General features: G+C 25.1%; 9 protein-coding genes and 1 pseudogene. 9 read left to right on the top strand and 1 reads right to left on the bottom strand.

The genetic code is table 4. From position 1 onward, the window contains the following. The first annotated feature begins 2 nt into the window (after window positions 1–2). The 6 genes from EXC36_RS01980 (at window position 3) to EXC36_RS02005 (ending at window position 8,784) form a co-directional block, all read left to right on the top strand. Window positions 3–2,717, top strand: coding sequence for an ABC transporter substrate-binding protein (locus EXC36_RS01980; RefSeq protein WP_129690211.1), 2,715 nt, complete (start codon window positions 3–5; stop codon window positions 2,715–2,717). Between the two features lie 547 nt (window positions 2,718–3,264). Further along, window positions 3,265–4,827, top strand: a complete 1,563-nt coding sequence (locus EXC36_RS01985; protein WP_129690213.1) for a hypothetical protein — start codon at window positions 3,265–3,267, stop codon at window positions 4,825–4,827. Window positions 4,828–4,845: 18 nt separating this feature from the next. Beyond that, window positions 4,846–5,853 (top strand): hypothetical protein, encoded by a 1,008-nt coding sequence (locus EXC36_RS01990; protein WP_129690215.1) that lies wholly within the window; start codon window positions 4,846–4,848, stop codon window positions 5,851–5,853. A 164-nt stretch (window positions 5,854–6,017) separates the two neighbouring features. Continuing rightward, complete coding sequence (locus EXC36_RS01995; RefSeq protein ID WP_129690216.1) at window positions 6,018–6,998, top strand: hypothetical protein; 981 nt, start codon at window positions 6,018–6,020, stop codon at window positions 6,996–6,998. Between the two features lie 229 nt (window positions 6,999–7,227). Next, entirely contained in the window at window positions 7,228–7,890 is a 663-nt protein-coding gene (locus tag EXC36_RS02000) for a hypothetical protein (protein ID WP_129690218.1), read from the top strand. 36 nt (window positions 7,891–7,926) lie between these two features. Then, on the top strand, window positions 7,927–8,784 hold the full coding sequence (locus EXC36_RS02005) for a hypothetical protein (RefSeq protein ID WP_129690220.1): 858 nt from the start codon (window positions 7,927–7,929) through the stop codon (window positions 8,782–8,784). Between the two features lie 1,090 nt (window positions 8,785–9,874). Here the strand turns inward: EXC36_RS02005 and EXC36_RS02015 are convergent. Then, window positions 9,875–10,980, bottom strand: a pseudogene (locus EXC36_RS02015) (IS3 family transposase). A gap of 331 nt (window positions 10,981–11,311) precedes the next feature. On the opposite strand from EXC36_RS02015, the gene EXC36_RS02020 reads away from it, so the two are divergent. The 3 genes from EXC36_RS02020 to EXC36_RS02030 all read left to right on the top strand — a co-directional run bounded on the left by EXC36_RS02020 (window position 11,312) and on the right by EXC36_RS02030 (window position 15,868). Then, complete coding sequence (locus EXC36_RS02020; RefSeq protein WP_129690222.1) at window positions 11,312–13,360, top strand: hypothetical protein; 2,049 nt, start codon at window positions 11,312–11,314, stop codon at window positions 13,358–13,360. Window positions 13,361–13,765: 405 nt separating this feature from the next. Further along, on the top strand, window positions 13,766–14,407 hold the full coding sequence (locus EXC36_RS02025; RefSeq protein WP_129690224.1) for a hypothetical protein: 642 nt from the start codon (window positions 13,766–13,768) through the stop codon (window positions 14,405–14,407). Window positions 14,408–14,497: 90 nt separating this feature from the next. After that, window positions 14,498–15,868 carry a hypothetical protein gene (locus EXC36_RS02030; RefSeq protein ID WP_129690226.1) on the top strand — a complete coding sequence of 457 codons (1,371 nt, stop codon included), beginning with the start codon at window positions 14,498–14,500 and terminating at the stop codon, window positions 15,866–15,868. Window positions 15,869–16,163: the final 295 nt, after the last annotated feature.

The following is a 16,163-nucleotide window of genomic DNA, read 5'->3' on the forward strand; positions in this document are numbered from 1 at the left end:
ATATGAACAAAAAAAATATAGCTTTATCGATTTTTGCTCTTAGCTCTAGTGCTTTAATGCTAGTGGCTTGTTCAACTCAAGAGAGCATTGCAACTAAAAATTTAAATTTAGACAATAGCACAAAAGTTGACTTTGGAGTAGCGAGCAATCCTATTAACTCATTAAATTACATCAAAAACTCTTCAATGGACAAAATTAGACCTAGTTTAATTGAAGGGATGTATAAATCTTCAATAAGTGCCAATACAGCTTTTGGTAATGTTTTAAAACTTCCTTCATTAGCTTTTACTTCTTGAAATAATCAAAATGCCACTAGCTCTTCAACAGGTAGTGAGCTTTTAGAAAATCCTGAAAATATTTTTAGAAGCAATAATTTCTATCAAATAAGTAACTTTTCCCTTACAACAGGAGTAGCCGCTTACAACTCACCTAATTATAGTTCTGTAAGAGGGCTAATAAACAACAACAACAACTATGTCTCAGTTGTTTTTAGAGTCAATAATGGACTAAGCAAATGATCAAATGGTAAGGAAGTGACTCCTCAAGATTTTATAGATGCAGCTCACTATATTTTAGACAACAACACAGCTAGTCAAAAAATTGTTAATTATTTAAATTTAAATATTAAAAATTCACAAGCCATTGTTGATGCACAAAATGATTATGTTAAAAAATTTGGAACCAACTATAAAAACCCTTTTGGTAGAAAAGAATATAAATTCGATGAAAATAGAAAAATCTTTGTCGAAGACTATAGCAAGCCAAGCTGAGAAAGTCAAAATGAAGCTGATCAAGAATATGTTGAAAAAATCAAAAAAGCAGCTTCTTCACTAGGACTTTACACTGGAAGAGTCTTTGTTGAGTACTCAAATGATCAAATTAGATCATTTGTAAATGCCCTTCCTGAAGAAAACAAAAACTTTAATAGCAAAAGTACTTTTATTTACATAAAAGAGGGCGACGAAATTAAAAAAGTTAATCTAAATCCAAATCCTTATTTAGATCCAAAACAAGTTTTTGAAGGAGCGCAACTAAAAGCTAAATATAGTTTTTTTGCCCAAGATGACTTTGAATTAAGAGTTGATTTGGAAGATAGTAATCCTAAGAACATAAATGCTATTTATAATGATCTTCTTGTATCAAATGTGTTTTTACCAGTTAATCGTGAATTTGTAGAGACAAAAGCTGGTGGAATTGACAATTTTGGTAGTACTTTAGATAAATTCTTGTGAAATGGTCCTTTTGACATTGAAAGTATTGAATTTGGCCCTCAAGGTAATATGATTTTAACCAAAAGAGATCAATACTACTCTTCAGATATAACTCTTTCAAAGAAAATTAAAGTTTTCTTTGCTGATGAACTTGAGGTTCTTTCACTTCTTTTCCATGAAGGCTACATTGCCAACACCAAAATTAGTAATACTTACTTACCTAAATTTTGAGCAAAAGAAGAGACTAGAAAGTTTTTAACAAAAACTAGTGGATATGGAACCATTGCCCTTCAAATGAATCTAGACAAAGTTACAAATTCTCAAAGCTACTTGCAAGATGAAGATCTAAGAAAAGCTATTTATTATGCAATTAATCGTGAGGATATTTTAAGTCTTACAAACTGGGATTCATCTTTTCCTGTATATAACTGAACAGCCTTTGGTCAAGCTACAACTAATAGAGGTATTAACCTAGAGCTATTTTTTGATGGAATTAAATATAAAAGTGAATACATTAAAGATGATGGAGAAAATCTTGAAATGCCACTACAAATAGCTGATTATGTTGTCCATAATGCCAAAAGATTTAAATTTGAAAATGTTGAACGAACAGATAAAGCTTTTGAGCCAAGAGTTTCTAATTTCTTTTTAGAGCGCTTTAAAGCTCGCTATCCAGATTTAAAAGATGTAACTCTAAGATTTGTCTATACAGGTAATGAAGCTTTAAAAGCAGCTTTAGGTATTCAAGATAGCCTTAGAAAAATAACCAATGACTTTATTAAAATTGACATTCAGGGTTATGCCTCAGGAGTTTATCAATCTAAAATTTCAAGTGGTGAATTTGACCTAAGTTATCAAAACTTTGATAAATATGGAACAAGTGCTCACTCATATATAGCTACTTTTTTTAGTAGTGATGGAATTAGCTTCGAAGATAATAAAACCAATGGTTATATTAAAAATCCAGCTGGCTCATGAACTTATTATGATTGATTTATTTCAAAGACTAAAGAACAAATGCAAGAAATTTACAAACGCCTTGAAATTGATGAGTTAAATCAGAAAAAATTTGAAGATTTAATTACAAGAAAAATCAAAAAAGACCAAGATAATAACCCTATTAAAAAACCACTTCGTTTAGGTTTTGGCCAAGATACCCCATTTGTTAAAGATGTAAATGGCAATGTTATAAGTGTTTTTGACTATGAAGAAAGTGAAACTGAGTATTCTCAAAGAATTAGTGCTTTTTTCAATGGTGCTTTTAGTCAAGAAGAAATACAAGAGGGCTGAAATGATCATAAAGTTTTTGCACTTGTAGCTATTTTTGAAAAAATCATTAGAGAAGCAGCTCCAATTATTCCACTAATTGAAGTTGATACTAACTGAAGTGTTAATCGTCTAGCTGGAGTTGGAAGTACTTATACTTATACCCTTCAAACAGCCTATGATGTCAACAAGCCTCCTAGTGTTAATTTCCCTCTTCCAAGCAATCCCAACAGCGAATAGAAGCTTAATTTCTATATCTAGAGATTCAAACTTTATTTTTAATGATGGAAAATATGCTTTTTTATTTAAAAAATTATTTAATTGCTTTAAAAGATTTTAAGAGCCTATTAACTAATATTGACCTCTTTTGGCGTAGTTTGTTTTTATAAAATACAATAAAATAAAAATCAAAATCTAGCTTAAAAAGCTAGTAAGCAAGCTTAAAAAAAGCCTAAAAAATAAAGATAAAAATAATTATTAATTACTTTTAGAATCTATCTTTTTGGCTTTTGTTCAAAGATAGACTTTATTTTTATTTTTTCTAGCTAACTAAGGATAAATTTTATAGATTTTTTTAATTACAAAAATAACCTTAGGTAAATAAAAACTACTTTAGCTTAATTAAATTACAAGTTAATTTAATTCAAAAAAAATAAAACAAAAAGAGCCTAAATATAAAAAAATTTTATAACTTCAAAAATTTAGAATTACAAAAATTAACTAAATTTTATTGAACTTTTAGTTTTATTTAAAAAACAATTTTTTATCTTAAAAAGAAGGTGATAAAATGACTAATTTTAAAAAAATGATAATAACTAATGGAGATATACTAAATTCTGTATCTGCATTTAGTCCAGCTAATAATTCAATTGCAGCAATGAGCAAATATGAAAAATTTGAATTAAAACAAAATTTTGAACTAAAAGAAAAAGATTCAATTGACAATAAAGACTTTTTAGCTATAGATGATGATTCATTAATGGAGCAACAAAGAGATTATGTAAATGGTTTTTTGAACTCTTTTGATTTAACAAAATTATCTAAATCTTCAAAATCTGAAATTAATCAAGAAATTAACAATACTTATAGAGAGATAAAAATAGGAGCCATATCAATTTCAGATATTAAAAGACAAATTGAACAAAATAATCCAGATTTTTTTAATTCAATTAAACCTTATATTGATAAGAGCTATGATCTTGATATCAACTTAGCTAATATAAAAAGTGATTCAAGTATTTTTGCATTAAATGATGCTCAAGACATATATAAAGATCCAAAATCACTTTTACAAGATTCCCAAAAAGAAAACATTATTGATTTAAATAAATTAGATGATTTGTACTTAGAACAACAAGACTTTTTTTATGAAGGTAGATTTGATCAAAACCAAGACACAGATCAATTTCCTTTATTTATTCCTCGACATAAAAAAACTTTTGATTTAAAAGACTTGCATGACAGGCGCTCAGAAATACAAGCTTTAATGTTTAACCCAAATGAACTAGATCCTTTTGGTGGTGGATGAGGAGGTGGAGGTGGAGGATACTATCCACCAAAAAAATCAACCACTAACAATAACCGAAATAGCACTGAAAATAATATTATAGTTGATAAACAAACTATTAATGATCTTAAAGTAGAATTTAATAAAATTAAAAGCAACTTTGATGAGTGTTTAAAAAAATCAAAAAACTTGTTATATCACTTAGAAAATTACTTAATAGGTTTAAAAACTTTTAATACTCTATCAGCTACTCTTAGTGCTGCATCTTGAGCTTTGTTTTTATGATATTCAGCACAATCAGTTTTAACTTTTGGAGCATCAACTCCTCTTGCTATAGCAGTAGGAATTCAATCTGGAATTATGACTTATTTTACAAATGAAGGCTTCAATACACAATATGAAGTTGAAAAACAAATTAAAGAAATAAAAGATGAATTAAATTCTTATGAGCTTAATAAAGTAAAAGAAAACTTCGAAAAAGGCTTTGATAATTGATATGAAAATTTAACAAAGTTTAAAAGAGATGTTTTTGATGGTCCAAATGTTGCCAAAAGAGTATTTAACGTTGCAACTAGCTCTTCTATGCTAAGGTATGAGTTATTTGACGCTTTACCAAGTTTACTTTCAAAAAAGTTGTCTAATATGATCGCTCAAAAGACATTTAAAAATAATTTTTTAAATAATATTATCAAAAAATTTTCTACTATTTTAACTTCTAAAAGAGCTGTTTTAATTGGAACAACTTGAGCATCGCCAATTGTTATGGCTATTTCTGTTTTAGATGGTGTTGTTGGAGCTGCTTCTATAATATTTGATCTTGCATATAATGACATAATCAAATAATTTTTTAGGATAAAAATAATGTATACAAACGATACAGAAAATTTTTATAGATTTATAAATTTAAAAATAAAAATAGATCTTAGATTTAATTTTTTAGTTGGTATTAGAACATATATAAATTTAATAAGAGCATTTTTAATTCCAAGCATTAGTGATTTAAAAATACAATTGAAAATAAATAGAGTAATTAATTGTTTTAGATGAGTAAATTTACTTGCTTATTTTGTTTGAATTATTTCAATTTTATTAGTTTTTCCTCCTGTTGACATATTCGATTTAAAATCTACTTTACTATATGTAAATAAATATTATGAATATCTTATAATTTTGACTTTTTTTCCATTTGTCTTACCTTATTTATATTTTTTTATTCATCCTTTCATAATATTGTTTATTAAAAAAATATTAATAAAAATATATGAAAAAAATTTTGGTAAATTTGAAAGGACAAAACAATATGAAATAAGTTTATATGGTGAAAAAGACTTTATTAACTGATTAAACTTTTTATATGATTTAAAAAGAATAGATTCTTGATATGAAGTTGGTATTTATTATTTAGAAAAAGATCCAAGTAAAAAAACCCAAATTTTAAATAATATAAATCAATTTTATGAAGCTAAAAAAATAAAGAAAAACAAAACATCATTTTTGTCTAAATTAGTAGCAAAAAGACAAGTTTCTTATATTTATAATATGTCTATTTTTTTTAAACAAATTTTTATTAATTATAGTAATTACAAAATGAATGGCACAATAAAGATAGCACCTTTTATAGCTTCTATTCCCCTTGGTATTTTTGTATCTATTACTCTTTTTCTTTTACATTTTTCTAATGAAGCCTTTGCTAATCAACAAAAAGTGCTTTATTGAATTGTAAATGTTATTCCAATCATTAATATTTTTCTATATTTACAATGTTACTTATTTTTGCAATTTATAAGATACAAAATGGATTATGAAAGAAAATATCTTTTAAGAGCAATTAAGGAAGAAAAAGAAATTTATAAACCTAATGGAAATTAAAAACTCAACTCAAAATAATAATCAATCTTTATTTGATTTTAAACCAAGTATATTTAACAAAATTTATTTGTTTTAAAATTTATAATTCTTAAAAATTAAGATCTAATAAATAAAATTTTCAATGAAATTGAATTAAAATTTATTTATTAAAAAAAGGTTAAAAAATGCACACAAATGATCAAGAAAATTTTCATAGATTTTTAAACTTAAAATTATCGCGAGAAATTAGATGAGGTTTTCTTGTTGGTCTAAGAGTTTATAAAAATTTAATAAAATCCTTTTTAATTCCAAGCATTTCTGATTTAAAAATGCAACTGGAAATAACTAAAATAGTTAATCGTTTTAAATGAGTGAGTTTTTATCTTTTGATTATTGAGTTCTTTTGAGTTGGACTAATTTTTCTACCTTTTGATAAATTCGGTATACAAACAAAAAAATTTGATTTTCCTCTTTATTATGGAATTATTACTTCACTTATGATTTTTCCATTTGTTGTTTATTTTTTTGTTCAACCCTTTGTAGTTAATAAAGTTAAAAAAGAATTAATAAAGCTTTATGAATTAAATTTTGACACTTTTAAAATAGATACAAAAGTTAACAAAAAAATCTATAGCGAAAAAGAAATTAGAGATTGAATGGATTTTTTATATAATCTAAAAAAAATAGATTCATGATATGAAGTTGGAATTTACTATTTGGAAAAAGACTTAAAAAATAAAGAGAAAATTTTAAACAATATAAATCAACTCAATGAATCTACAAAAAGAAAAAAAATCAAAAGATCTTTTTGAAACAAAATAAAAGCAAAATGGCAAGTTATTTTTATTCATAATATAGCTCTAATTTATAAACAAATTCATGATAACAGCACTAATAAAATAACCGAATGAAAAAAGAAAGAAATTGCTTTTGCTTTTGCTCTTCCAGTATTTTTATTTTGTTGACTTATTCCATTTTTTTTAGTAACTTTTGCATCAGCAATTTTTCAAGAAGAAAATGTAATTATATTATTTAGATTTTTTGTACCTCAATTATGCGTTGTTATGCTTTATTTATCATCTCTATTTTTTCAATTAGTATTCTATTTATTGCGTTTAGAGAAACGAGAAATATTAAACTCATCATTAAATAGATGACAAATTTAAATTTATTTAAAAAAATTTAGAAAAAGAAAATTAAGTTTTAACTTATTTCAAAAATCTATCTTTGCATTGAATTTATTAAAATGTATTTTTCATTTATATATAAAAATTTGATTTCATATTTTCTTTTTTATAACTAAAAAAGATTAGTTTTAATAAACAAAAAATTTGATTTTTATAACAAGAAAAAAATCACAAAACAAAAACTATTACAAAAAGGAGATACTCTAACATGGCAAACTTGAAAAAAATGATAATAACTAATGGAAATATACTAAATTCTGTATCTGCATTTAGTCCAGCTAATAATTCAATTGCAGCAATGAGCAAATATGAAAAATTTGAATTAAAACAAAATTTTGAACTAAAAGAAAAAGATTCAATTGACAATAAAGACTTTTTAGCTATAGATGATGATTCATTAATGGAGCAACAAAGAGATTATGTAAATGGTTTTTTGAACTCTTTTGATTTGACAAAATTATCTAAATCTTCAAAATCTGAAATTAATCAAGAAATTAACAATACTTATAGAGAGATAAAAATAGGAGCCATATCAATTTCAGATATTAAAAGACAAATTGAACAAAATAATCCAGATTTTTTTAATTCAATTAAACCTTATATTGATAAGAGCTATGATCTTGATATCAACTTAGCTAATATAAAAAGTGATTCAAGTATTTTTGCATTAAACGATGCTCAAGACATATATAAAGATCCAAAATCACTTTTACAAGATTCCCAAAAAGAAAACATTATTGATTTAAATAAATTAGATGATTTGTACTTAGAACAACAAGACTTTTTTTATGAAGGTAGATTCGATCAAAACCAAGACACAGATCAATTTCCTTTATTAATTCCTCGACATGAAAAAACTTTTGATTTATAAGACTTGCATGACAGGCGCTCAGAAATACAAGCTTTAATGTTTAACCCAAATGAACTAGATCCTTTTGATGGTGGATGAGGAGGTGGAGGATACTATCCACCAAAAAAATCAACAACTAACAATAACCAAAATAGCACTGAAAATAATATTGTAGTTGATAAACAAACTATTAATGATCTTAAAGTAGAATTTAATAAAATTAAAAGCAACTTTGATGAGAGTTTAAAAAAATCAAAAAACTTGTTATATCACTTAGAAAATTACTTAATAGGTTTAAAAACTTTTAATACTCTATCAGCTACTCTTAGTGCTGCATCTTGAGCTTTGTTTTTGTGATATTCGGCACAATCAGTTTTTACCTTTGGAGCATCAACTCCTCTTGCTATAGCAGTAGGAATTCAATCTGGAATTATGACTTACTTTACAAATGAAGGCTTCAATACACAATATGAAGTTGAAAAACAAATTAAAGAAATAAAAGAAGAATTAAATTCTTATGAGCTTAATAAAGTAAAGGAAAACTTCGAAAAAGGCTTTGATAATTGATATGAAAATTTAATGAAATTTAAAAGAGATGTTTTTGATAGTCCGAGTGGTTTATTAAGAGTGGCTAATGTAATTACTTCTCCATCTAAAACAAGAAATAAATTATTTAGTGAGCTTCCAAAAAAACTTTCTGAAAAATTGGCTGATCAAATTTCTCAAAAAACTTTTAAAAACCAATTTTTAAATAATTTTTTAAAGAAATTTTCTACCAACTTAACTTCTAAAAGAGCTATTTTAATTGGTACTACTTGAGCTTCACCGATAGGAACTATTATAAGTGTTTTAGATTCTATTGTTGGAACAACAAATATGATATGAGATATAGGATATATGCTTAGACTTAAATAGGAGATTTAAAAAATGAATCTAAAAGATAAAGAAAATTTTTATAAATTTATTAATTTAAAAATAACAACAAAAGATGTTACTTTTGATTTTTTGGTCGGAATTAGAACTTATATAAATTTAATAAAAGTATTTTTAATTCCAAGCATTAGTGATTTAAAAATACAATTGAAAATAAGTAGAATAATCAATTGTTTTAGATGAATAAATTTATTAGCTTTTCTTATTTGAATTATTTCAATCTTATTGTTTTTGCCACCTATTGATATATTTGATTTAAAAAAAAATTTTACAAATTGAAATTTTATATAATCTCATAACGACTTTATTTCCAGTTGCTTTAGCTTGATTATATTTTTTTATTCATCCTTTTATAATCTTATTTTTTAAAAAAATATTGATATTAATATATGAAAAAAACTTTGGAAAATTTAAAAAAACAAAACAACATGAATTAAGCTTATATGAAGAAAAGGATTTTATAGATTGATTAAATTTTTTATATGATTTAAAAAAAATAGATTCATGATATGAAGTTGGTATTTATTATTTAGAAAAAGATCCAAGTAAAAAAAACCAAATTTTAAACAATATAAATCAATTTTATAAAGCTAAAAAAATAAAAAGGGATAAAACTTCATTTTTGTCTAAATTAATAAAAAGATTTAACTTTATTTTTGTTTATGATATATCGCTTTTTTTCAAACAAATTTTTATTAATAATACTAATTACAAAATGAAAAAAGTAACAAAAATATGTCCTTCTCCTCCCTCTATTTCAATAGGTATTTTTTTATTTATTACATATTTAGCTTTAATTTATTCTGATAAAATTTTTTCAAATCAAGAAGAAGCACTTTATTGATTTAAAAATCTTATTCAAATTATTAGTCTATTTTTATTTTTTTGTTATATTTATTTTTACAATTTATAAAATATAAAATTGATTACAAAAGAAAACATTTCTTAAAAGCAATTAAAGAAGAAAAAGAATTTGTAAACATTAATGAAAATAAAAACTAAAATCAAAATAATAATTAATCATTATTTAAATTCAAACAAAAAAATTAAACTGGACAAAAAAATAGATTATTTAAAAAATACTTAGAACATCTCAGATTTGTTGAGGTGTTTTTCATTCTAAGATTAATTGCAATTTTTCATTATTGTATTAGTGAATATAATTTTTAAATTTTAAGATCATTTAAGCACTCACTTTTGATATTTGAAAAGAACTATTCTGCTTCTCTATTATCAAGTGAATTTCCAATTCTACTCATTAAAATAACTCCATTATTTTCTTTGATAATTTCGCTATATTGAATAGATCAATATTGACTTCCATGATCTAAGTGAATTATTCACTCTTTATAAAATTTGATTTTAGAAATATGATCTAAAACCAACTTAACATCATTTCTTTTACTTAATTTTAGTTAATTATTTTTTTGCTTTGATGATGAATTGCAATCGATAAATAAACATGGTTGTTAATTGCATCTTTGGGCCTTGGAATTTAAGTGACATTGCTAGCAACTATGTTATTAAATTTACCGTTATAGCTTCTTTGTATTAGATTTTGATATTTAGTGTTGAATTTTTAATTTCATTTTTTCTTTTTGCTTTTCTATTTTTGCAAAAAGATTTAATTTAAGCAAAATTCTGCCTATTTTTTGATAATTTGTATACATTTATTTCATAGAATGATTTTTTGATAATCTCTTCAATTTCTTGATCTTTTTTCGGCTCTGCAAGTTTAGGTTTTTTTCAAGAATAATATGTTGATTTTGAAAAGAGAAATTCTTTTCATGAAATTTTAGTTAATATTTTTTCTTTATCTTTATGTTCTTTAATTTTTTTTGAATTTATTTTTCACTAATATCATCAAAAATTATTCTATAAATTTTAACAATCTCTTCTAATTCTTCTCTTGTATATTCATTAACTTCTTTTTTTGGTGGTCTACCGTTATTTTTTTGTTAGCTGTAGATTTGCCAGTTTGTGAAATTAAAGATTGTTCATCTTTTTGAAAAGCAGAATATTTTTTGAAAAATCAAGATTTTACATATGTATTTTTTCAATCTTTACCGATATTTTTCTTTACTAAAAATATATATTTTTTATATTAATTTTTCCATCATAAAATTCTTCATATAATGAAAATCATTTCTTTCATTGTTCTGGTTTTAGTTGTTTCATAAACACTCCTATTTAAAGTATACTTAAAAAGTATTTTTTATTTTTCTGTCCCGGTTTATTTGTTAACAAAATTTTGCTTGTTTTATTAGATTAATAAATTTGAATTTAATTTATCCTAAAATAAAAAAATAGAGTATTTATTGTTCAAAATATAACTTTAATTCAAACTTAACAATATAAAAAAATTATATTACTATCCTTAAAATTACATAAAATAGACTTTTATTTTTTAAAAAAATTTATCCAAATTAACTATTTTCATATTATTTTTTTAAGTTTAAAGCACTCTGAAATTGAAAAAAATTCAATAAAAATTGTAAAATATTCTATTATGAGAAAGAAATTAATAATTACATTATTAACTACCCTAGCTATAGTACCTATGGCTGTTGTGTCTTGTACATTTGAAACAGGTAGAGAAAATGAAAATGGACAAAATACTAACAATCAACAAGCACAACCTGATCAATCTAAGCCTAACACAAACCAAACCGGAAGTGGTTCAAACCAAACAACCCCACCTCCTGTTATAAAGCCAGAGTCTCCAGCAAAACCTCAAGAGCCAAAAGCTCCTGAAGCAAAGCAAGATGATCCTAAATCTCCTGAGACTCCACAGCCTCCAGTAAAACCTAATGAAGAGCCAAAAGCTCCAGAAACAAAGCCAGAGGATCCTACAAAATCTCAAGAACCAAAAGAGTCAGAAAAAAAAGTTGTTGATAAAAAACTTGTTATCGATAAAATTCAAGAACTTTCAAAATTCGCTAATAAGCACAAAGAGTTATTAACGACTTTAACAAGTGAAGATAAACTTAAAAAGATTTCTCTAGATTCTTATGCTAAAGAATTTGAGCAACTTTCTAAGTTAGATGAAGAATTTATAAAATTCTATACAGAAAACAAATACATTTTTGAAAGTGATGTTGCTTTAAAAGAATTGAATTTTGCTCCTATTAAGACAGATGAGTGAATTAATGATGTTTTACCTGCTGTAAAAATTGCCAAAAAAATATTTTCTTCTTTCATTGAGTTAAAAACAATATTAGAAGAATATTATGGAAAAGTTTTTTTAATTACTCAAAAGAAAGATAAATTAAGAATTGAATCTATTAGAGAAGCTGTTGAAGTAGCCAAAAAAGGTTATGGATGATTAACTCAAGGACTTGATTTAACGAATGAAAAACACAAAGAATTAGAGATGCATTTAATTCAAATTTATGAAAAATTATTTCCATATGTTAAACAATTTGGTAATGAATTAGCAATTACTGATTTTGAAAAGCCTTCAAAACCAAAAGAAGAAAAACCTAATGTAAATCCAAAACCTTCTCAGCCAAAAGAAGAAAAACCAATTGACTTAAAGCAAGTTTTAATTTCAAAAGAAGAAGTTGAAGATTGAATTCAAAATCAAGAAATTTATTCTTTAGATAATAGAATTAAAAGCCTTTCACACTTTAATGGACGAACATTTGACTCAACTTTGTCATACAATGTTTTTAAAAATTATATAGTTAAAACAATTGATGGTTCTTCTTATGTTAAATTTACTAATGAAAAAAATGTTTTATATCCAATCTATAAACAAGTAGATTTTTTATCAGAAGAACATTCTAGAGTTTCTCAAAGCACTAATAAAATTAATGCTTTTTGATTATTTCAATGAAGAGATGTAACTAAAAATAAAGAAACTGATTGACATAATTTAACTGTTCATACAAGAACTGATGGCGAAAATCGATTTACTGTAGAGTCTCATCACAATAGAAATAACATTGAAAATCTTTCAAAGCTTTCGACTATGAACAATATTCTAAAAGCATATATTAGAGTAAGTTATATTAATGTAGCAAAACCAACAAATCCAGTTCCAAAATATAAACCAGCAAAAATTAAACCTGAAGTTAAAAAACCCGATTGAAGACTAGTAAGTGTTAACGAAATTAATACTTTTGTAAGAGAAGTAAAAAAATATAGCTCTGAAGAGCAACTTAGAAGAGCTGCTCAGTTTGGCCATGTAACTTTCGAAAATAGAGCCGCTGTTAAGATCTTTACTGATTATCTACAAAATCTACTAAAAAGTGCTTCAATTGCATATATTGATAAAGATGGAAATCTTTTAGAAAGACAAGAATATAAATTTGAAGAGTATTACTATGATTATAAAAATAATTTAGCAAATGCATATTTAGTTGTGCAATGAAGTAATACCAAAAAAGAAGGAAAAGGTGATAATAAAACTACTTGATGACACCACTATTTAAAAGGAACTCAAAGAAGAGCCTTAAAATACTCATATTGAACTTATGATATTAATAAAGTTCCTGAATTACCTCAATTAGGTCCTGATCATCATTTCATTTGATTCAATTACTACAATAAATAATTTGAAATTGCTAAAGCAAAATACAAATGGTTTTAAAAGTTTTATCTAATATAGGGCAAAATTTTTTTTATTAAAAAACTATTATCAACTTCAAAAAGATAAATTTTGTTAGTTATTTTTACTAAAAAATGCATTAGTTTAATTGGATTCTTAATTAACTTTTGACAACTTTATTAAATTTTTTATTTTATAAAAAAGCTCAAAATCTAATAAAAATTTCATCTAATTTAATGTAAAAATATGAAAAATATCAAATTTAATATGAAATATAAGCCTAATTTAAACTTTGAAATGAAAAAACTTTATATTAAGTACAATAAATTTTAAATAAGTCAAAGCGATTTTCTAAGTTTAGGTTGCGTTTGGATTGAAAAAAAGCTAATAAAAATTGTATAATATTACATTATGAAAAAAAAATTAATACTTCCATTATTAAGTGTATTAGCTATAGTGCCTATAGCTGTTGTATCTTGTACAGATGACACAAATATAACTTCTAGAAAAAATCAAAATGGCCAAAGTGGTAACAATCAACAGGCACAACCTGATCCATCTAAGCCAAACACAGATGGAAACGGAAGTGGTTCAAACCAAACAACCCCACCTCCTGCTACAAAGCCAGAGTCTCCAAAAACTCCTGAGACTCCACAGCCTCCAGCAAAACCTGAAGATCCAAAAACTCCTGAGACTCCACAGCCTCCAGCAAAACCTGAAGATCCAAAAGCTCCTGAGACTCCACAGCCTCCAGCAAAACCTGAAGATCCAAAAGCTCCTGAAACAAAGCCAGAGTCTCCAAAAACTCCTGAGACTCCACAGCCTCCAGCAAAACCTGAAGATCCAAAAGCTCCTGAAACAAAGCCAGAAACACCAGAGCCTCCAGCAAAACCTCAAGAGCCAGAGAAAAAAGTTGTTGATGAAAAACTTGTTATTGATACAGCTCAAAAACTTTTCAAATTTCTTAATAAGCAAAAAGAATTATTAACAACTTTAACAAGTGCTGAAAAACTTAAAAGTCTTTCTCTAGATTCTTATTCTAAAGAAAAATAATTTGAAGAACTTTCTAAGCTAGATCAAGAATTTTTAAAATTCTATGCAGAAAACAAATACATTTTTGAAAGTGATGTTGCTTTAAATGAATTGAAATTTGCCCCTATTAAGACAGATGAGTGAATTAATGATGCTTTACCTTCTGTAAAAATTGCTAAAAAATTGATTTCTTCTGTTGATGAGTTAAAAGCAATAAAAAATGAGTACTTTACAAAAATTTCGCAAATTGCTAAAGACGGACAAGCAAGAATTGATTCTCTTAAACAAGTAGTGGGAGTAGCTAAAAAAGGTTATGAGTGGCTAACTGAAGGATTTGATTTAAAAAAAGAAAATCATAAAGATGTAGAGGTATTTTTATCTTCAATTTATCAAAAAATATTTGAAAATGTTAAAAAATTTGAAGATGAAATAAAAAAACCTAAAGAAGAAAAACCTATTGATTTAAAACATGTTTTAATTTCAAAAGAAGAAGTTGAAGATTGAATTAAAAATCAAGAAATTTATTCTGTAGACAAAAGAATTAAAAATCTTTCATACTTTAATGGACGAACATTTGACTCAACTTCGTCATACAAGATTTTTAATTTCTATGTACTTGGAACAGTTGATGGATCTTCTAATGTTCAATTTACTAGTGATACAAACAAAATCTATAAACGTACAGATTATTTAGCTGAATACTATTACTCACCTCTTCAAAGCAATAATAGAATTAATGCTTATTGAGCATTTCAATGAAGAGAAGTAACCAAAAGCAAAGAAACCAACGGAAAAACTGTAACTGTTCATACAAGAACTGCTGGAGAAAATAAATTTGATAAAGTATCTCTTAATGATAGAGATGACATTAACAAACTTTCAAAACTTCAAATAATGCACGATCTTAACAAAACATATATTAGAGTTAGTTTTGTTAATGTAAAAAATCCAGAAAAACCAAATTCAAACTACAAGCCAATTGAAAAGAAAGTTGAGCCTAAAAAACCTAACTGAAGATTAGTAACTATTAGGGAAATATCTGACTTTGTAAAAGAAGTAAAAAAATACAGCCCCGATGAACAACTTAGAAGAGCTACTCAATTTGGTCATGTAACTTTTGAAAATACAACTGCTGTTAAAATTTTCACTGACTTTTTAAAAGAACTTTTAAAAGGTGCTTCAGTTGCATATATTGATCAAAATGGTAAACTTTTAGAAAGAAAAGATTATAAATTTGAAGAGTACTACTATACATACAAAGATAGATTGGCAAATGCACATTTAGTTGTACAGTGAACTCACTCTAAGGTAGTTGGAGAAAAAGACGATCAAACTTACTGATTCCACCGTCGCTTAAAAGGAACTGAAAAAGTAGACTTAGAATTCAAACATTGAGTTAAAAACATTAATAAAAGACATGATTTCCCTGAAATAGGACCTGATCATCACTACATTTGATTTAATTACTACATCAATAAATAATTTTAATATTTAACAAAAGTGCAAAAAATCCTTGCACTTTTGTTTTTTCAAAAAATAAAAATGGCTTTTAAAAATACTAGGACAAGAGTTTAATTTCTTGTCCTAGTTTATTTATATTTTCTTGTTTATCTACTTATATATGAAAGATTGTATATTATCAACAACATTTTTAGTTAATACTTTTATTGACTAATATTGCTTTTCTTTTACTCTAATTTTTTTAAATTAAGTAATTTAAAACAAATAAAGCATCAAAATGATATTTAAATTATTGCTCAGAATCTTTATTAGAAAT

It is taken from the genome of Mycoplasmopsis pulmonis, assembly GCF_900660575.1.
In the GTDB taxonomy this organism is placed as follows: Bacteria; Bacillota_I; Bacilli_A; order Mycoplasmatales; family Metamycoplasmataceae; genus Mycoplasmopsis_B; species Mycoplasmopsis_B pulmonis.